Source organism: Rhizobium sp. SU303 (assembly GCF_021052345.1).
Lineage (GTDB): Bacteria > Pseudomonadota > Alphaproteobacteria > Rhizobiales > Rhizobiaceae > Rhizobium > Rhizobium laguerreae.
On record NZ_CP088097.1, the window covers coordinates 65623 to 84019 of the forward strand.

Annotated in this window: 19 protein-coding genes; 11 read left to right on the top strand and 8 right to left on the bottom strand. The window is 61.0% G+C overall.

The features are described 5' to 3' along the window. Positions 1 to 19: 19 nt before the first annotated feature. Entirely contained in the window at positions 20 to 475 is a 456-nt protein-coding gene (locus RlegSU303_RS29225; RefSeq protein WP_017957822.1) for an Rrf2 family transcriptional regulator, read from the bottom strand. Positions 476 to 606: 131 nt separating this feature from the next. Between RlegSU303_RS29225 and RlegSU303_RS29230 the strand changes: the two genes are divergently transcribed. Then, entirely contained in the window at positions 607 to 1512 is a 906-nt protein-coding gene (locus RlegSU303_RS29230) for an NAD(P)/FAD-dependent oxidoreductase (RefSeq protein ID WP_231283945.1), read from the top strand. 304 nt (positions 1513 to 1816) lie between these two features. Here RlegSU303_RS29230 and RlegSU303_RS29235 read toward each other — a convergent pair whose 3' ends face one another. Further along, complete coding sequence (locus RlegSU303_RS29235) at positions 1817 to 2749, bottom strand: LysR family transcriptional regulator (protein WP_231283946.1); 933 nt, start codon at positions 2747 to 2749, stop codon at positions 1817 to 1819. An 83-nt stretch (positions 2750 to 2832) separates the two neighbouring features. On the opposite strand from RlegSU303_RS29235, the gene RlegSU303_RS29240 reads away from it, so the two are divergent. Beyond that, positions 2833 to 3720 (top strand): NmrA family NAD(P)-binding protein, encoded by an 888-nt coding sequence (locus tag RlegSU303_RS29240; RefSeq protein WP_179039553.1) that lies wholly within the window; start codon positions 2833 to 2835, stop codon positions 3718 to 3720. A 19-nt stretch (positions 3721 to 3739) separates the two neighbouring features. On the opposite strand, the gene RlegSU303_RS29245 is transcribed toward RlegSU303_RS29240, so the two are convergent. Together RlegSU303_RS29245 and RlegSU303_RS29250 are read right to left on the bottom strand one after the other, a co-directional pair. Beyond that, complete coding sequence (locus RlegSU303_RS29245; RefSeq protein WP_231283947.1) at positions 3740 to 4618, bottom strand: FkbM family methyltransferase; 879 nt, start codon at positions 4616 to 4618, stop codon at positions 3740 to 3742. Continuing rightward, positions 4618 to 6336 carry an adenylate/guanylate cyclase domain-containing protein gene (locus tag RlegSU303_RS29250; RefSeq protein ID WP_131719813.1) on the bottom strand — a complete coding sequence of 573 codons (1719 nt, stop codon included), beginning with the start codon at positions 6334 to 6336 and terminating at the stop codon, positions 4618 to 4620. The genes RlegSU303_RS29245 and RlegSU303_RS29250 overlap by 1 nt, the downstream gene beginning before the upstream one ends. A gap of 179 nt (positions 6337 to 6515) precedes the next feature. On the opposite strand from RlegSU303_RS29250, the gene RlegSU303_RS29255 reads away from it, so the two are divergent. Together RlegSU303_RS29255 and RlegSU303_RS29260 are read left to right on the top strand one after the other, a co-directional pair. Further along, complete coding sequence (locus RlegSU303_RS29255; RefSeq protein WP_131719814.1) at positions 6516 to 7607, top strand: glycosyltransferase family 4 protein; 1092 nt, start codon at positions 6516 to 6518, stop codon at positions 7605 to 7607. Continuing rightward, positions 7604 to 8389, top strand: coding sequence for a polysaccharide deacetylase family protein (locus RlegSU303_RS29260; protein WP_131719815.1), 786 nt, complete (start codon positions 7604 to 7606; stop codon positions 8387 to 8389). Before RlegSU303_RS29255 ends, RlegSU303_RS29260 begins: the two co-directional genes overlap by 4 nt. On the opposite strand, the gene RlegSU303_RS29265 is transcribed toward RlegSU303_RS29260, so the two are convergent. From RlegSU303_RS29265 to RlegSU303_RS29275, 3 genes are all read right to left on the bottom strand, one after another. After that, complete coding sequence (locus RlegSU303_RS29265; RefSeq protein WP_131719816.1) at positions 8346 to 9221, bottom strand: alpha/beta fold hydrolase; 876 nt, start codon at positions 9219 to 9221, stop codon at positions 8346 to 8348. The genes RlegSU303_RS29260 and RlegSU303_RS29265 overlap by 44 nt on opposite strands. Positions 9222 to 9244: 23 nt before the next feature. Continuing rightward, entirely contained in the window at positions 9245 to 9619 is a 375-nt protein-coding gene (locus RlegSU303_RS29270; RefSeq protein ID WP_131621368.1) for a GFA family protein, read from the bottom strand. A 155-nt stretch (positions 9620 to 9774) separates the two neighbouring features. Then, positions 9775 to 10605: an MBL fold metallo-hydrolase gene (locus RlegSU303_RS29275; protein WP_131621370.1), complete on the bottom strand. Its 831-nt coding sequence runs from the start codon at positions 10603 to 10605 to the stop codon at positions 9775 to 9777. Positions 10606 to 11111: 506 nt separating this feature from the next. On the opposite strand from RlegSU303_RS29275, the gene RlegSU303_RS29280 reads away from it, so the two are divergent. Together RlegSU303_RS29280 and RlegSU303_RS29285 are read left to right on the top strand one after the other, a co-directional pair. After that, on the top strand, positions 11112 to 11780 hold the full coding sequence (locus RlegSU303_RS29280; RefSeq protein WP_003548443.1) for a GntR family transcriptional regulator: 669 nt from the start codon (positions 11112 to 11114) through the stop codon (positions 11778 to 11780). A 75-nt stretch (positions 11781 to 11855) separates the two neighbouring features. After that, the gene (locus tag RlegSU303_RS29285; RefSeq protein WP_131719817.1) at positions 11856 to 12530 is read left to right on the top strand and encodes a GntR family transcriptional regulator; all 675 of its coding nucleotides are present in this window, start codon (positions 11856 to 11858) and stop codon (positions 12528 to 12530) included. Between the two features lie 8 nt (positions 12531 to 12538). Here the strand turns inward: RlegSU303_RS29285 and RlegSU303_RS29290 are convergent, their stop codons facing one another. Next, the gene (locus RlegSU303_RS29290; protein WP_131719818.1) at positions 12539 to 14434 is read right to left on the bottom strand and encodes a bifunctional sugar phosphate isomerase/epimerase/4-hydroxyphenylpyruvate dioxygenase family protein; all 1896 of its coding nucleotides are present in this window, start codon (positions 14432 to 14434) and stop codon (positions 12539 to 12541) included. Positions 14435 to 14681: 247 nt separating this feature from the next. Here RlegSU303_RS29290 and RlegSU303_RS29295 point away from each other — a divergent pair, with 247 nt between their 5' ends. The 5 genes from RlegSU303_RS29295 (at position 14682) to RlegSU303_RS29315 (ending at position 18355) form a co-directional block, all read left to right on the top strand. Next, positions 14682 to 15512 (top strand): transporter substrate-binding domain-containing protein, encoded by an 831-nt coding sequence (locus tag RlegSU303_RS29295; protein WP_062940503.1) that lies wholly within the window; start codon positions 14682 to 14684, stop codon positions 15510 to 15512. 229 nt (positions 15513 to 15741) lie between these two features. After that, positions 15742 to 16185, top strand: a complete 444-nt coding sequence (locus RlegSU303_RS29300) for a type II 3-dehydroquinate dehydratase (protein WP_131719819.1) — start codon at positions 15742 to 15744, stop codon at positions 16183 to 16185. A gap of 31 nt (positions 16186 to 16216) precedes the next feature. Further along, positions 16217 to 16885 (top strand): amino acid ABC transporter permease, encoded by a 669-nt coding sequence (locus tag RlegSU303_RS29305; RefSeq protein WP_017957839.1) that lies wholly within the window; start codon positions 16217 to 16219, stop codon positions 16883 to 16885. A 10-nt stretch (positions 16886 to 16895) separates the two neighbouring features. Beyond that, positions 16896 to 17537 carry an amino acid ABC transporter permease gene (locus tag RlegSU303_RS29310; protein ID WP_017957840.1) on the top strand — a complete coding sequence of 214 codons (642 nt, stop codon included), beginning with the start codon at positions 16896 to 16898 and terminating at the stop codon, positions 17535 to 17537. A 53-nt stretch (positions 17538 to 17590) separates the two neighbouring features. After that, positions 17591 to 18355, top strand: coding sequence for an amino acid ABC transporter ATP-binding protein (locus tag RlegSU303_RS29315; RefSeq protein WP_017957841.1), 765 nt, complete (start codon positions 17591 to 17593; stop codon positions 18353 to 18355). Positions 18356 to 18397: the final 42 nt, after the last annotated feature.

The window sequence follows — 18397 nt, forward strand, 5'->3', positions numbered from 1 at the left end:
CCCTGTGAGCCGCGACCGCTCAGGAGGCGCAGGAATAGGATGTGGCCGGGCGGGTGGCCAGTTTCGCCTCGAAGTCGGCCGCGATTTTGTCCAGCGTCACGCCGCCCAGCCGCTGGAGGAGCAGGGCCTGGGCCTCCTTCATAGCGTCGCCGAGAGCGACATTCACCGCCTGTTCCACCAGGCATTGCGGCTGGTCGTCGGCCGGGCCGATGGCGAAGAGATGCGGTTCCCCGATGGCGTTATAGACGTCGAGCAGGGTGATGTCAGACAAGGGACGCACCAGCGTCCAACCGCCGCCATGGCCTTTTTCGGAGCGGACGTAGCCCTGTTCGCGAAGGCCGGCCATGGTGCGGCGGACGACGACGGGATTGGTGTTCAGCATTTTCGCGATCATTCCGGAGGTCGCCGAATGCTGGTGCTTATCCATGTGGATCAGCACGTGCAGCATGCGTGAAAGGCGGCTGTCATTGCGCATGGGTCTCTTCCTGTCGATCGGACGGGTCATTATCGCAAAGGGATCGTAACAAGACAAGTAACATGATGCTTGACGACGTTGGTTCATGTAACTTATGTTGAGTCATGAATTCGATATCAAGGGAGAGTTCCATGTCGTTCGAAGCCATCGTCATCGGCGGAAATTTTGCGGGCCTTTCGGCCGCCATGCAGCTGGCCAGGGCGCGGCGGCGGGTTCTGCTCGTCGATGCCGGTGCGCCGCGCAATCGGTTTTCCGAAGCCTCGCACGGGTTCCTCGGCCAGGACGGCCAGACGCCGGCGGCGATCATGCAGGAGGGAAAACGGCAGCTTTCGCTGTATCCGACCATCACCATCCGCGAGGGGAAAGTCGTCCGGGCGCAGAGCGATGGGGACGCGTTCATTATCGGCACCGAAGACGGCGGCGAAGAACGAGCCGCGCGCATCGTGCTCGCAACCGGCGTCAGCGACACGCTGCCCGAAATCCCCGGTCTGCAGGAGCGATGGGGCCGCTCGGCGCTGCACTGCCCCTATTGCCACGGTTTTGAGGTCAGCGGCGGCAAGCTCGGCGTTCTCGCAAACCATCCGCATTCGGCGCATTCCGCCATGATGATTCCGGACTGGGGACAGACGACCTATTTCGCCCAGGCGTTGTTCGAGCCCGACGAAGAGCAATTGGTAAAGCTGACGGCCCGTGGCGTCCGGATCGAACGGAGCCCTATCGTCGAATTGTTGGGCGACAATCCGAAGCTTGAGGCGGTTCGCCTCGCCGATGGCCGCGTTGTACCACTCGATGCCGTCTTCGTCGCACCGAAAACGGCGATGGCGAGCCCGGTTGCCGAACAGCTCGGCTGCGCCTTCGACGACGGCCCGTTCGGGCCGGTCATCCGCACCGGTGATAACAAGGAAACCACCATCAAGGGCGTCTTTGCTGCCGGGGATGCGGCAAGCGCCATGCATAATGCCACACTCGCCTCCGCCGCCGGCGTGCTCGCCGGCGTGCATTGCCATCAATCGCTTGTCATGCAGTCGGCCGCTTAGGGCAGAAACGGCAAGTTAAACGGGTTGATTCTTCCCCAGCAGGTCGGGGGGCCTTCGTGCCCCACCTCGCAGTCCTCGAAAACAGATATCATGAGCATGCGCGAACAAGCGCGAAGAAACTGGTTTGAGGCGACCCACACCTCCCACATTACCCGCCTCCTCGCCCTGAGTGTTCTGCTCCCTGCGATATATGCGGCGCACGCATATTTCCCTTGGGCGTGCGCTCAAGGAGACATCTAATGCGTCTTCGATAAACGCGGAGTCGGTTTGAGGAGTTATGCGAGAGACAGCGCGCTTTACGGACTCAGCTTCCAACGTCAATCGCCGACGACATATCCATCACCGCCGCGACAATGGCACGTCTCAACCATATATGCCTGGGCGCGTCTTGCTGGCGCGCGTGCCAGGCGAGGCTCATCGTGAAGCTCCCAAGATCGAGGGGCGGCGGCAACGATACGAAGCGCCTCATGTTGGCGGCCGCTCGTGCCAGGCTCGATGGCAGGGTCATGATGAGGTCCGAGCGAGCGGCGATCTCGACCGCTGCGAAGAAGTTCGGCACGCGCAGCTTCACTCGTCGCGTTCGCCCCATACGCGCAAGCACCTCATCGACAGGTGCAAGCCCGACGCCGGTAACACTCACCACGATATGCTCAAGCGCCAGAAAGCGGTCGAGCGTGAGTTTTTCGGTGAGCGCAGGATGATGCGCCCGCATGAGCGTCACGAGTTCTTCGTCATAGAGGCTGCGCCGACGAATGCCGGCTGGCGCGTCGTCGATCAGCGCCACCATCGCATCCGCCACGCCGTGCTCCAGCGCTTCGATCCCGTTCGTGCCCGGCGCGACGATATCGAGATCGAGGGACGGTGCCTCGCGGGCAAGGCGGGCGAGCAAATGCGGCGTGAGCGCGGCGGCCTGGAGATCGGGCATAAGCAGCCGGATTCGACCCGTCGCCGTCGCGGGATCGAACGAGTTCGCTTCCAACAGTTCTCCTACGCCTGCCAGTATCCTGCGCAGCGCCGGATGCACCTCTTCAGCACGAGAGCTGAGGACGTAGCCACCCGGCCCATCGACCAGCAGCACATCCGAAAACAGCGTGCGCAATCGGCCTAAAGCACGGCTCGCGGCCGGCTGACTCATGCCGAGCCGGTCGGCGGCCCGTGTGACGTTTTTCTCATCCAGCAGCGCCTCAAGCGCCACCAACAGGTTCAGATCAATCCGGCGTAAATTCACATCGCGCATGCTTAGTATATACATCATGCATTGGACGCATGACAACTCCGCGCCTATTGGTTCCTCTATCGAGAACTGATGGAGTGGCAATCATGTATGTTGTACTTGGAGCAAACGGGCGGGCCGGCGGCGAGGTAGCGCGCGCCCTTATCGAAGTCGGCGAGGCCGTGCGTGTCGTCCTGCGTTGCAAGGAGCAGGGTGAAAAATGGACAGCCCTCGGCGCTGAGGTGGCCGTCGCGAGCATCGAGGATGCCGAGGCGATGGCCGAGGCGCTGAAGGGCGCGTCGGGAGCATTCCTACTCAATCCGCCGCCGGTGAGCGATGATCCCTATGCACGCACTGAAGAACTTGGCGCGGCGCTGACGGATGCAGCACGGCGGGCGCGTCTGCCGAAGGCCGTTGTCCTGTCGTCCATCGGAGCGCAGCATGTCTCCGGCACTGGCGTCATCGCCACCCTCAACCGGTTCGAGGAGCTACTTGACGGGGTGGCGCCGGCGACCGCCTTCCTGCGGTCGGGCTATTTTGTCGAGGCCTGGGGCGAGGTGGCGGAAGCTGTCATGTCGCAAAGCGTGCTGCCGACCTTTCTCGAACCCTCCCAGAGAATTCCGATGGTGAGCACAATCGATGTCGGGCGCGCCGCGGCAATCGTGTTGCGCGAGGAATGGACCGGGAAACGGATCGTTGAGTTGAGCGGACCGGAAGACTGGAGCGCTGGGGATGTGGCGTCGGCCTTCGCGGAGGTTCTCGGCCGCCCGGTGGTGCCGGTGCTTGTTCCGCCGGGGCGCCGCGCCGCGCTGCTCGTCGAGGAAGGCCTTCCCCCCGAGGTGGCCAGCGCGCTTCTCGGCATGTATGAGGGAATCGCCAACGGCCTGTTCATGCACCAGAACGACAGCGAACGCAGGCGCGGCACGACTTCTCTGGCGACAGCGATAGAGCGCATTGCCGCGACGGTTGAACCAGCCGGCGGCGGCCGGATATGATCGGAATAAGTCGAATCTGCTATGGCAGGAACAGCACGTTGTACTGATCGAACTCCCCCGGCAGGTCGCGGACCTTCATCTCCACCTCGCGGTCCTCGAAGAGGGCGAGGCAATCCTCGTAGAAGCCGGACAGCGTGGATATGAAGGCTTTCGTTCCTTCCGGGCCGTAGAAGAGCGGTGTGAACTCCATGTAGAGCGGCACGCGGCGGGCAAGCAGCGGCTGCATCGACCGGCAAGCGACCGGCTCGTAGCCTTCGATATCCATCCAGACGAGGCCGATTGAGGCCGGGTCGACCGAAAGACCGGCAAGGATCTCGGAAACCGGCTTCACCGGCACGCTGATCTTCCTGTCGCTCGGGGCTTGGCGGATGGCGCTGCTCTTGCCGTGATTGTTGAGGTTGAGGAAAAAGTCGATCTCGCCTTCGTGCTCGCCGGCGGCGCAGTTGACGAGGCGGACCTTCTCCTCCAGCCGATTCTGGCGAATATTGAGGGCAAGGAGCGGGAAATTGCGCGGATCGGGCTCGATGCTGATGATCTTGATGTAGGTGTCGCTGAGGGCGAAATAGACGGTCTGGGTGCCGATATTGCCGCCGATCTCGAGCAGCGTCGCGTCCTTTCGCAAGAGGCCGCGCTCGCGCAGGATGACGATCAGCCGGTCGACGGCCTCGCGCTCGAAATGGCCCTTCCGGAACACCTTGCGGCCGATATAGTCGGCGGGAGAGAAGGTCATCAGGTGGTCGCCTGCATCGACCGTCATCGAGACAACGCGCGGGCCGATATTCTCGATCAGTAAGCGGCGGCCGAAGCGGGTGTCGAAGAAGCGCGAAGCGGCGGCATTGCGCGCCTTACGCAGCCGGCGGATCCAGTATTTGGCGGTCAACCAGGGCTTGCCGGGCATCAGGTTTTTCCTTCGAGCGGTTCTGCCGCTTTCTCTCTCGGAATGACGTAGACTTTCAAGGGCAGGGCCCGGCCGCGCACGCTGATTTCACGGCTTTCGATGCCGGAAAGATCAGCACCGGAAAGGTTCGCCACCGGTTCGGAGATGACGATCGCCGCCTCGAATTCCTTGGCAGCGCTTTCCAACCGGCTCGCAACATTCACGGTGTCGCCGATCGCCGTCATGCTGCGCACCCGGCCGTATCCCATCGTGCCGACGACGGCCGGGCCGGTGTGAATGCCGATCGCGATGCGCAGCGGCAGCGCCAGTTCGTCGGCCAGCTCGGCGGCGAGTTTCTCGATCTCGGCGACGATCACTGCTGCCGCGTTGAGCGCCTGGCGGCAGGCTTCCTCCGGCGCCGTGTTGAGCCCGAAGAGCGCCATGGCGCCGTCGCCGATGAACTTGTCGAGCCGACCGCCGGACTGCTCCACCGCCTTGCCGATGATGGCGAAATAGCGGTTCAGCAGGAAGACGACGTCGAAGGGCAGGCGAGTTTCCGTCAGCGTGGTGAAATGGCGGATATCGACGAAGAGCACTGCGATCTCGCGCTCGCGCCCGGGGCTGGTCTCCTGGCTGTTGGCGGGAAGCGCCGCCTCGATCGCCGGCACGAGAAGCGGCGCGACGGCAACGTCACGGTTCGGACGAAGCTGGCAGGCGAGCCGGACATCGGGGCCGGCATTGATGCGCTTCAGTGTCGTCTGTTCCATCTTGTCGGGGATCGGCAGGCTCTCGTAATCGCCAAGGATCTGCACCCGGCAGGTGGAGCACTGGCCCTTGCCGCCGCAGACGGCATAATGCGGCAGGCCGCCGAGCCGGCTCGCTTCCAGCACCGAGAAGCCGCGCGGCACACGGATCACCTCGCCGCCCGGATAATGCACGGCGACCTGGTCGAGCCGCTCTTTCAGCTTGCGCCGGGCGCGGGCGACGACGACGATGAGTAGCGAAGCCGAGAAAGCGCCGTAGAGCCCGGCGCGGATCATGGCGACCTGCCGGCGAACTTCCGGGTTCGAGGCGTAACGGGTGTTGACGCCCTCCTTGTAAGCGCTGACCGTCATTGACCGCTGGTAGAAAGGGTCGGCGAGCGTCCGGCCCATTTCGACGAAGCCGAGCAGCGCGAGAACCGGCACGAGGATGGCGAGCGCCAGCATGAGCGGTGCGAAGTCCGGATACCAGGAGCGGTAGCGCAGCCAGAAATGAATGCCGATGCAGCCGTGGATCCAGACGGCGACGACGGCGAGCGCCTGCCGCGCGCCGTTCGCCGGATTCCGGATCCAGAGCATGCTGACGACCGTCTCGTAGTCGTCTATGTAGCCGTAGAACTCGTGGGCGATGCGCGTGCCGATGACATGATCAAGGAGAAGCAGCGGGATCATCAGGCCGAGCACGATCTGCGCCATTTCCCCCTTCGGCATGACGAGGCTGCGACGCATGTAGATGGCGCGCAGCACCAGCGCGATATGGATGAGAACCGACGAATAGAAGACGGCGGTCCCCAGGGGATTGCGCCAGATCGCCAGGAAGAAATGGGCGGCTTTATCGGCGGCGGCGACGGAAATCAGGCCGATCGCGTGGTTCGACAAATGCAGCAGGACGAAGATAAAAATGACGAGGCCGGAACCAAGCCTCGCCTTTCTGATCGTACGCTCCGAAAAAATCTCTGTGGCCGAGACTGTCGTCATTCATTCCCGTTCTTGTCGATGTAACCGCACGCCCATAGAGATTGGGAAAGAGGCGGAATTGCTTCTATCGCGATCACATTCCATATGCTTATGCGCAAGTTTTCGGCAAAGGGACAATAGCGGGATTATCCCGACAGGCGCGAAAGTTGTAAACAGTGTGTCTTACCTGAGGTGTCCCAATGCGGGTGGCTTTCTACGCGCCGATGAAATCGCCGAACCATCCGGTGCCCTCAGGCGACCGGCTGATGGCGCGGCTGTTGATCCGGGCGCTGGAGCTTGGTGGGCATCAGGTCGACGTCGCCTCCGAATTCCGCACTTATGTGTCTACACCGGAAGCGGCAGCGGCGCTCGAACCAGCCATCGGCGCTGAGCTGGAGCGGCTGCGGCTGACATGGAAATCTGGGCCGCGGCCGGAGCTCTGGTTCTGCTATCACCCCTATTACAAATCGCCCGATCCGTTCGGGCCTGTTATCTCTGCCGAATTCGCCATTCCCTATATCACCGCAGAAGCCTCCTATGCGGCAAAACGCGACCGGACCGGCTGGGCCACTGCCCAGAAGCTCGTGGGCGAGGCGATCATGCGGGCGGCGGTCAATATCAGCTTCACCGAACGCGATCAGGCTGGGCTTGCAGCCGCCTTTCCGCAAGCGCGGCTTGCCGGGCTGAAACCCTTCATCGACACGGCGCTCTTCGAAAAGGCGTCGTCGGTACCCGATCCGTGCCGGCTGATGACGGTCGCGATGATGCGGGCCGGCGACAAGATGGACAGTTATGCGATGCTTGCGAAAGCATTGCGGCTGATCGAAGACCGGCCCTGGACCCTTGCCGTCATCGGCGATGGGCCGATGCGCCAAGAGGTGCAGGCGCTGTTTGCCGACTTTCCCGGTCGCGTCGAATGGCTGGGCGAGCGCAATGCCGGCGAGATCGCCGCATTGCTCGGACGCGGCGACCTCTATGTCTGGCCCGGATGCGGCGAGGCCTATGGTCTTGCCTATCTGGAGGCCCAGGCCGCCGGCCTCCCTGTCGTCGCGCAGGAAACGGCAGGCGTGCCTGATGTGGTCGAGGCTGGTGTGACCGGCCTGCTGACGCCGGATGGCGATGTCGCCGCCTATGCCGTGGCCGTGGCTGCCCTGCTTGACGACAGGCAGAGGCGCGACGCCATGGGGCAGGCGGCGCGGCGCTTGGTGCTTGGGCAACGCTCACTTGCGATGGCGGCGCAGGTATTGAACGGAATTTTGCGCGACAGCGCAGCAACAGGAGTGACGCGATGACCGACCGGATAGCCTGGGCCCCCCTGCACCGCGAGCTTGACCGCTGGCAGGCCGCCGGCCGCGTGGCGCGCTTGTGGCTGCGGGACGACGACGCCGTCGAGCCGACGCCTGATCTGGAGACGCTGCTGGCGCTGACTGGCGAATGCGGGGTGCCGCTAGCGCTTGCCGTCATTCCCGGCCTGACCGGCGAGGCCTTGGCCGCGCGGTTGGCGGAGGAGGCTGGCGTCGCTGTCGCCGTGCATGGCTGGTGTCATACGAACCACGCGGGGACGGAGCGGAAGAAGCAGGAACTCGGCGGCGAGCGGCCGGCGGATGTCGTGCTCGGCGAGTTGGGTGAAGGGTTCCGGCTGCTGCAGCGGCTGCATCCGGCCCGCTTCCTGCCGGTGCTGGTGCCGCCGTGGAACCGGATCGATACGGCCCTTATCCCGGCGCTGCCCGGCCTCGGATTTGCTGCCCTTTCAGTCTATGGGCGGGCAAAGCAGGATCGGCCGATGCCGCTGCTCAACGCCCATGTCGACATCATCGACTGGCACGGCACGCGCGGCGGACGGCGCGCGGCGGAACTGGTGACCGAGTTGGTGGCGGAGCTTGACGACCGGTTTGCCGGCAGCGACGAGCCTATCGGCGTGCTCACGCACCATCTGGTGCATGACGCGGCCGCATGGGATTTTTTGTCAGCCTTGTTTGCGACGACCGGGCGGCATCCCGCCGTCCGCTGGTCCCCGGCGTCGACACTTCTCAAGGCTCAGGCGCGTGAACCCGTTCAAGGAACTCGCGCATGAGCGCGACGACGCCATCGAGATGCGTCTCGAGCAGCCAGTGCCCGCCGCCGAGCAGATGGAGTTCGGCATCCGGCAGATCGCGCAGATAGGCCCGCGCCGATTTTTCCGGCATGTAGTGGTCGTTGGGACCCCAGACGATCAAGGTGGGCGGCCGGTATTCGCGCAAGTATTTGCGGTGTTCCGGAAACCAGGCCCGGTTCTCCTTCAGTCCGGCGATCAGGTCTATGGCAATTTCCTTGCGCCGCGGCGTGATCAGCGACCAATGCAGCTTCCAGAGATCGGGAGGGATCGTATCGGCCAGGGGAGGCGGCAGATCGTTGAGGAATTCCTCCTTGAAATTCTCCTCGCTGATCGCCTCCGCCAGCACTCTCCTCATCTCCGATCTCGGAAGCGTCCATGTCGCCTCGATATCCGCATATTTCGGTCCGAGGGCATCTTCATAAGGGATGTCGCCATTCTGGATGATCAGCCCCGCGATGCGCTGTGGGGTCCTGATCGCCAACCGGGCACCGATCGGCGAGCCGAAGTCGTGGAGGTAGAGGACAAACCGGTCGACATGCATCGCATCGACGAAGGCCTCCAGCCAGGCGGCATATCCATCGAAGCTGTAGTCGAAATCGTCAGGCGTGCCGCTGTAGCCCGCACCCGGGAAATCCGGCGCAATCAGGCGCCAACGGTCGGCAAGGCGCGGCATGAGATTGCGAAATTCATAGGATGAGCAGGGATATCCGTGCGGCAGCAACAAGACCGGCGCATCTTCCCGGCCGGCCTCACGGTAAAAGGTTTCGACGCCGGCAACAGTAATCCATCGATGTCGGACAAGAATGGCCAAGGCAACCTCCTCAGAACTGTTCTTCACTTTCGGTCTTCGTCATACTGCTTGGCGCCTTCCACCGGTCGCAGCCACGGTTCGCGGCGTTTGATCCAGAGTTCGTAGCTCGGTACCAGAGGCGTCGGCGCCTCGGAGAGGATGCCAAGCTTGATTTCCGCCTCCCGGTCATCGGCGGAAAACAGGCGCGAACCGCAACTTCTGCAGAAATGCCGACCTTGGAACGCGGCGGTTTCCCCTGAATGTTCGAATTGGCCAGCGGGCCAGATGCCATAGAAGGTAAAGGCCGAACCGCTTTCCTGCCGACAGTCCGTGCAATGACAGATCCCAACGCGTAAGGGTTCGCCTCGGACGGAAATACGCACCTGCCCGCAGAGACACTTTCCGGAAAGCACGGTCATGACTTATCCTGATTTCGTTGATTTTGCGCTGCGGGGAAAACGGTCCGGCCCAGCATCTGTTCCGTCGAGACGTCGCAAACCTGCTCAGGTCGATAGCTAGGCTCTCTGCCGAAGAGCTTCGGACTGCACAAGACGGACCGGCCTTCAGCAGCCTGCTAGATCACTACAGTCTGATTGTCGCGCGCGGCGAAGGATTCGGGGAAGGCGGCCTGCGCCTCCGCTTCCATCTGCGCCAGCTGTTCGTCCGTCCGGGATGGGGCGTGGTGGAAGAGCGCGAAGCGCTTGGCGCCTGCCATCTTCGCAAGCTCGGTGCCATGCTGCCAGGTCGAATGGCCGAAGCCCTTGAAACGCTGCATCTCGTCTTCGTTGTAGGTGCAATCGTAGACGACGAGATCAGCGTCCTGCATCATCTCGAGCGCGACCGGATCGTAGGAGCCGGGAGTGTGTTCGATATCGTAGATAAGAGCGATCGAACGGCCCTGCCATTCGATGCGGTAACCAATCGCCCCACCTGGATGGTTCAGCATGAAAGTCTTGATCTCAATGCCCGGGCGCGGGTTCAGCACCTGACCGGCATGGAAATCGCTGAAATTCATCGTCGCCTGACAGATATCGGTCTTGACGGGAAACCAGGGCGGGCTAATGAACTGCTCGACCATTTCCCGGGTGCTCATCTTGCCATCTAGATGGCCGGACCAGATGTTGACGTTGATCGACGGATAATAGATTGCCTTGAAGAAAGGCAGGCCGATGATGTGATCATAATGGCAGTGGCTGAAAAACAGGTCGACGTCGCTGACGCTGTCGGCGAGCATCGAAAGCCCGGCCTCGCGCAGGCCGGAGCCTGCGTCGAAGATCATCCGATGTCCTCCGCAGCGAATCTCGATGCAGGAAGTGTTACCGCCGTAGCGATCGAACTCGGGGCCTGACACGGGAATACTGCCGCGGACGCCCCAAAATTTTACCTGAAACAGTTCTGTCGTCATCGTTCTTCAAACCGGCCTTCCCGCGTCGCCATCGTAGTCATAGTTCGTCTCGATGCGAAGCAGCAGAATTCCACGGGTTTGTCTGTTCCCCTTTGTATTCTCCTAACCGCTAGCGGAAGAAGAAGTAGATTTTCCTAAGCAATCGGCTTTCGGCTCGGAAAGCAAGCCAGTATGGTTGGTTTTCGGTAAACACGTTGCTGAGGGTGGGGACATTTTCCCGTGAGTCATGCCTATTAGATGGTTGCGCGCGATTGAAAAAACAATTGCCGCCAAGTCTAGCCGAAAGTCCAATTTTAAGAGCAGCACGAAAGCCGGCGCCAAAGGGCCAGGCCCACAGCATGGGGCACGTTTATTGTGGTCAGTCCTGCCGACCCGACTTCTCCGCGTTCTCCGGGAAAATCCGCATCATATGAGAAAATTGGGGTTCCTATTCCGTGAATGTTTCCTTGATTGAAAATGCCAAAAGGCGATATATCCGACGATACAAGAAATATAAGAGAGTCGCTATGCTGCAGCCGGTTATCAACGAGACCATTGCCGAGAGCAGCTACAGGCGCATTCGGGCCGACATCATTTTTGGCAGGCTGGCTCCCGGACAAAAATTGAAGCTGGAAAGCTTGAAGGAGTCTTACGAGACCAGCATCAGCACACTTCGCGAAGTGCTGAACCGACTGTCCTCCGAGGGACTTGTCCTCGCCGAGGGGCAGAAAGGTTTCGAAGTGTCCCCGGTGTCCGTTTCAGACCTCAAGGAGACGGCGGCGCTGAGGCTTCTGCTGGAAACACATGCCCTGGAGCAGTCCTTCGTGCATGGCGACGTGGAGTGGGAAGCTCCCCTGGTATCGGCGCATTACAAATTGGCTCGGATGGAACAGGTGATGGCATCCGGCGACACCAGCAGGGCCGAGGACTGGAAGCGCTACGACTGGGAGTTTCACCAAGCGCTGATATCCGCCTGTGGATCGAAACTGCTGATGGAGACGCACTCGGTGATCTTCGACAGATATCTCAGGTATCAGATGGTTGCCTTGTCCTATCGAGGCGATGTCGCGGCCAATGAACACCAGCAGCTTTTGGATGCAGCATTACGACGTGACGCAGAGACTGCCAAGCGGGTGCTCGTGCTGCATATCCAGGGCGGGGTCGAACATGCGCTGGCAAGAGGGACGCTGAAATAGAAATGATCCGGACGTTTCCCTTCGAGCTTAAGTTTACCCAACACAGAATATGTTTCGGCAGAACCAGGAAAAGCCATGCTCAAGCAAGTCCACGACCCGGCTGAAACCGTAAGCGATGTCGTCTTCCGACAGATCCGCGAGGATATCATATCGGGGACATTGCCGCCGGGGGCCAAGATCAAGCTGGAGCAGGCAAAGGAACGCTACTCCATCGGCATTTCATCGCTGCGCGAAATCCTGAGCCGCCTGACCACGGAAAACCTTGTTGTCGCCGAGGGGCAGCGTGGTTTCGAAGTCAGCCCTGCTTCGCGCCGCGAACTCCTGGAACTCGCCGACCTCCGGATCGTTCTTGAGACGCATGCGATCGGCCTTGCCTTCGCTGCCGGAAATCTTGAATGGGAGGGGCGCATCGTCGCCGCCCATCACAGGCTGGCTGCCGCTGAACGCAAGCTCCTTGCGGGCGACGTCTCGCGTACCGTCGATTGGGTCCGATACGACTGGGAGTTCCATCAGGCGATCGTCTCGGCCTGCAATTCAGCGACGCTGATGGCAACATTGTCGTCCGTCTTCGACCGCTTTCTTCGCTACCATATGCTGGCCGAGAGTTTTCGCGGAAAGCCTGTGGTGGATGACCATAGGCTTCTGTTTGAGCTTTCCATTCAGCGCGACGTCGCTGCTGCGACCGACGTCGTCAGACGGCACGTTCAAAGCGGCGTCGAACATGTGCTGAAGAGCGGCCGTATTCTCTGAGCAGGGTCTCAAAAGGCGTCTTTCGGAATTCCCTCCGGTCGCATCTGTTTCTTCAGGGCGGCGATGCGGAAAATTGCGTTCGGGGCGCCGTAGCCGCGGTAGCCGCGGCGCTCGACGATCTCGAAAAAGAAACCCTCTCCATAGGTTCCGCTATAGAGCTGGAAATATTCACCATGCTCGTCGCGGTCATAGAGGATGTTCTCCGCCTTCAGCCGCTCGGTCAATGCGGGATCGAGGCCGAAGCGTGCTTCGACGTCGTCGTAGTAGTTCGGCGAAATGTGCAGTGATCTGAAACCGCAAACACGAAGGTTTTCGGCGGTTGCAAAGATGTCGTCGGTCAAAAACGCCAGATGCTGTATGCCGGCCCCGAATTTCTCGGCAATGAAATGTCCCGCCAGAGTGCGGCGATTCTCGGCGCCGTTCATGGTAATGCGCAGCGCCCCGGTGTCGTTCTCGACGACTTGACTGCGCACCACCCCGGCCGGATCGATGATATCGACCATCGGGGTCTTCCGCGTCTCGAAAATGGACGTGTAGAACAGAAGCCAGGTGAGCATTTCATCGTAGCCGACCGTCTGGGCGACGTGATCAATGCGCAAAAGGCCCGCGGACGGCGCGTCGCTGTCGTCGGTGACCGGCTGAAAGTCGATTTCGGAGAAGCGACCCGATGCGCTCTTGCCGTCGATGAGGTAGACGATCCCGCCTCCGACACCCCGAATGGCGGGCAGCTCCAGCTCACCGTCTGCGACAGGCTGGGTGAATGGCTCGGCATCCAAGGCGAGCGCGCGCTCATAGGCCTTGGCCGCATCGTCGACGATCAGGGCCATGGCATAGGCAAAAGTACCGTGAACGGCGTAGGCCGCGTTCGCGAATCCTGCCTGATCGACATTGACGAGGATGCGGATCTCGCCTTGCTCGAAAAGCGAGACCTTCTTCGTGCGGTGGATTGCCGTCCTTTTGAATCCGAGGGTGCGCAGCAATGCAACCAGCTCGACTTCATCCTGTTCGTCCGTGGCGAACTCGACGAAGCCGACGCCCTTTACAGAGGGCCTTTCCGGCATCGCCGCTCCGGTCATGCTTCCGATGCCGAGATGGCGTCGTACCTGGTCGCCGAGATAGAGCAGCGAGCGGTGGCCGTCGGCAGCGATCGCACGCGACAAACCGCCTCGGAACTGGTCGTTGAAGATCTCCAGGGAGAAATAGCCGTCATAACCTGTCGCCGCGACGGCTTCGGTGAACGCCGTGACGGGAAGATCGCCTTCACCCGGCATATTTCGGAAGTGGCGGCTCCAGTAGAGCAGGTCCATGTCGATATCAGGGGCATCGGCAAGCTGGACGATGAAGATTTTCTCCTTGGGAATCGAGCGGATGGAATTGACATCGATCTTGCGCGACAAAGTGTGAAAGCTGTCGAGGATAAGACCGACACTTGGATGATCGGCGCGACGGACGATCTCCCAGGCGTCGCGGTGGTCGCTGATATGGCGGCCCCAGGCAAGCGCCTCATAGCCCACCCTCAGTCCACGCTTGGCGGCACGCTCGCCAAGTTCATGAAAGTCCGCCGCCGCCCGGTCGATGCCGCCGATGGCGGCCGGCGAGACGTTTGAGCAGACGAGCACCAGATCCGTTCCAAGCTGCTGCATGACGTCGAACTTCCGTTCCGCGCGGTCAAACGTGCGGCTTCGCAGCGGCTCCGGCATGCCTTCGAAATCGCGAAATGGCTGAAACAAGGTGATCTCCAGGCCATGGTCGCGGACGAGTTTTCCGACATCAGCCGGGCTTCCGTCAAAGGCGAGGAAGTCATTTTCGAAGATCTCGACGCCCTCGAAGCCCGCCCGGGCGATCGCCTCGAGCTTCTCCGGAAGTTCGCCGCTGATCGTTACAGTCGCAATCGAGGTCCTCATGTCAAAGCCCTTCCGATATCCGTGCGGGATTAAAACGAGCGCCGAACGCCACGATGCGTCCGGGAAATCGCTCGCTACTATTATGGCAAATGTCGTGAGGAATTCAAATAGCGTGTCTTATTATAAATTCTCATATGATTTTGAAAAACTCTGTTGATTTGAGCGCTCGTCTCTGGCAATCATTGCTCCACAGTCAAAAGGTGAGGTGGCTGTCCGGTCGAGTGACCGCCAAAGGAGGAGGAATCACATGTTCAAGTCTATGCTGACGCGCCGAAACGCGATGCTCGGAGCCGCGGCCCTGGTGGCTGCCGTCACCCTGGCGCAACCGGCCGCCGCCATCACCCCTGATGAAATCAAGGCTCGCGGCAAGATCATCGTCGGAATTCAGGGTGACAACCCGCCTTGGGGCTTTGTGACCAGCGGCGGCAAACAGGACGGCCTCGACGCCGACATCGCAACGCTGTTTGCCAAGGAACTGGGTGTTTCCGTCGAGTTCGTGCCACTTGAAGTCAACAACCGCATTCCCGCACTGACGGCCGGCCGCGTCGATGTCCTGTTCGCGACGATGGCGATGCTGCCGGATCGCGCAAAGGCCGTGCAGTTCAGCAAGCCCTATGTTGCCAATGCCATCGTTCTGATTGGTCCGAAGTCGGCTGAGATCAAGAAGAATGACGACATGGCCAAGTTCACGGTCGGCGTCGCCAAGGGTGCCGCCCAGGACACGCAGGTCACCAAGAACGCACCGCCGAGCACGACCATCCGGCGCTATGATGGAGACGCCGCGAGCGTCCAGGCCCTGGTGTCTGGCCAGGTCGAGACGCTTGGCGGCAACATCTTCTACATGGACCGGGTGGAGAAGGCCCGTCCGGGTGAATTCGAAAACAAGCTTGAATTCCAGAAGCTCTACAACGGTGCCTGCACGCGTCTCGGCGAAAAAGAAATCAATGCGGCGCTCAACACCTTCATCGATAAGATCAAGGCCAACGGCGAACTCAAGGCGGTCTACGACAAGTGGATGAAGGTTCCGGTCCCGGAATTCCCGGAAACGCTGGAAGGCATTCCGTTCGCGGCGAACTGAGCGAACGTCGAAGGCGGACGAGGCCCGGCTTACCGGCTGATATAGGGCCGGCCAATCGCTCTTCCGTCATGCGCGGGCTCGTCCCGAGCATCCACGGCGGCGGATCCCCGGCAGAAAGCCGAGGATGATGTCCTCATAGAGGCAAACCTCACGAGACAAGGCCGGGCATGCGATGCCCGGCAATGCAACCGCCATGCTTAAGGCTCTGCCCGCATCCAGGAGCGCGATCATGAACAAACCAATCTTCGTGCTCAACGGGCCGAACCTCAATCTTCTCGGTCAGCGCGAGCCGGCGATCTATGGAACCACGACGCTGGCCGACATCAGGAAACGGTGCCTCACCAAGGCAAAGTCTTTGGGATTCGACGTCGAGTTTCGGCAAACCAATTTCGAGGGCGAACTGGTCGAGAGCGTGCACCGGGCCCGGACCGACGCCTGTGGCATCATCATCAATCCTGCCGGCTATACGTTCACATCGATCGCTCTTCTCGATGCGTTGAAAATGTTCGACCCGCCGAAGATCGAGCTGCATATTTCGAATGTTCATGCGCGCGAAAGCATCTACCACAATTCGCTGATCTCGCGCGTTGCGACAGCCATTATGATCGGCTTTGGAGCGGATGGCTACGAACTCGCTATCCAGGCGATGGCTGGAATGGTCAAGCGCGACTGAACTTTCAGGAAGACGGACCAGAAGGATCGCCATGAATTATAAGTTGGATTTCACCCCGGTCATAGATGGCCTGCCGAGCCTTCTGCTCGGCTGCCTCGGGACGTTCTTGCTTGCCATTTGTGGGATGCTGCTGGCAATCATCATCGGAATTGGCGGGGTTGCGCTCCGCGACTCCGCGCTGAAGCCGGCGCGATGGCTGGTCATCGCCTTCGTCGAATTGATCCGCAACACGCCGTTTCTGGTGCAGATCTTCTTCATCTATTTTGCGCTTCCGCTCACGGGCGTCAGGCTGGATCCGACGCCGACGGCGATTATCGCGCTCGGCATCAACGGTGGTGCCTACGCAATCGAGATCATTCGCGGCGGCGTCCAGTCGATTCCGAAAGGGCAGATGGAAGCGGGTCTGGCCCTTGGTCTGCACAAGGCTCAGGTTTTCCGGCTGATCATCCTCAAGCCGGCATTGCGGGCGATCTATCCGTCTTTGACCAGCCAGTTCGTCCTGCTGACGCTGACCACCAGCATTGCGTCGGCGATTTCGGCCTACGAGCTGACGTCCGTTTCGCAGCGCATCGAGTCTGAGAGCTTCCGGAGCTTCGAGGTCTACTTCACCGTCACGGTTTTCTATTTCGTGATCTCCTGGCTGATGATGCGCATCTTCGCGCTGTTTTCGGCGCGCTACTTCAAATATCCGGTCAAGTAGGAGGAATTCCATGGGTCACGAAGAATTCGTCTTCCTCCTGATCGGCCTGAAATGGACCGTGCTCCTGTCCGCCGTTGGCTTTGTCTGCGGCGGCATTGCAGGGCTCGGTGTCGCCCTTGCCCGTGCCTCGGGCATACCGCTGCTGGAACGCGTCACGGCCGGCTACATCGCCGTCTTCCAGGGAACCCCGCTGCTGATGCAGCTTTTCGTCGTCTATTACGGATTGGCGCTGGTGGGGCTGATGCTCGATGCCTGGGTGGCCGTTGCCATCGGCCTGACCCTGCACGCCAGTGCATATCTCGGCGAGATCTGGCGCGGGTCGATCGAAGCGGTCCCGCGCGGCCAGACGGAAGCGGCAAAGGCTCTCAGCCTCAGATACGTGTCACGGATGAAGGATGTCATCCTGCCGCAGGCGCTGCGCATCTCGCTGCCTGCCACGATCGGCTTCCTCGTGCAGTTGATCAAAGGCACCTCGCTTGCATCGATCGTCGGCTTCACCGAGCTGACGCGGGCCGGCAACATCATCTCCAACCAGATCTTCCAACCGCTGACGGTCTTCGGCATCGTGGGCATTCTCTATTTCCTGATGTGCTGCCCACTGACGATTCTTGGCGCTCGCCTCGAACGAAAGTTTGCCGCCTCCGCGCGCTGATCCGCATCCCTCGTCTTCGATGCGGTCCAGCCCGCCAATGTGGAGTTCTACCGATGACCAGCCCCAGTCCTGCTCAAGGCGCGGAAACCATGATCACCATGGAACGGGTGGAGAAGTGGTATGGCGCTTTTCAAGCCCTGCACGACATCAACATATCGGTTCGCAGTGGCGAGAGGATCGTCTTGTGCGGGCCTTCCGGCAGCGGCAAGTCGACGCTCATTCGCTGCATCAACCACCTCGAGACCTACGAGAAAGGGGAAATCCGCGTCGGCGGAATTCTTCTCGGCAATCAGGCCAAGACCATCGATGCGATCCGTCGCGAGGTCGGCATGGTCTTCCAGCAGTTCAATCTGTTTCCGCATCTGACCGTGCTGCAGAACTGCATGCTGGCGCCGATGAAGGCAGTCGGTGTCAGTAGGGCGGAGGCCGAGGAACGGGCACGCGGGCTGCTCGAGCGGGTCAAGATCCTGGAGCAGGCCGACAAATATCCGGTGCAGCTATCGGGTGGCCAGCAGCAGCGCGTGGCCATTGCCCGCGCGCTTTGCATGCGGCCGAAAGTGATGCTGTTCGATGAGCCGACGTCGGCGCTTGATCCGGAGATGGTCAAGGAGGTGCTGGATACGATGATCGCGCTGGCCGATGAGGGCATGACGATGATCTGCGTCACGCACGAGATGGGCTTTGCCCGCCAGGTCGCCGATCGCGTGATCTTCATGGCCAGCGGCGCGATCGTCGAGGAAGCCCCGCCCGCCGAGTTCTTCACAAACCCACAGCATGAGCGAACCAGGAAATTCCTCGGAGAAATCCTGCGGAAGTAAGGGTCTCAAGGTCGATGCGTCTGGCAAATTATGGGAGCCGGC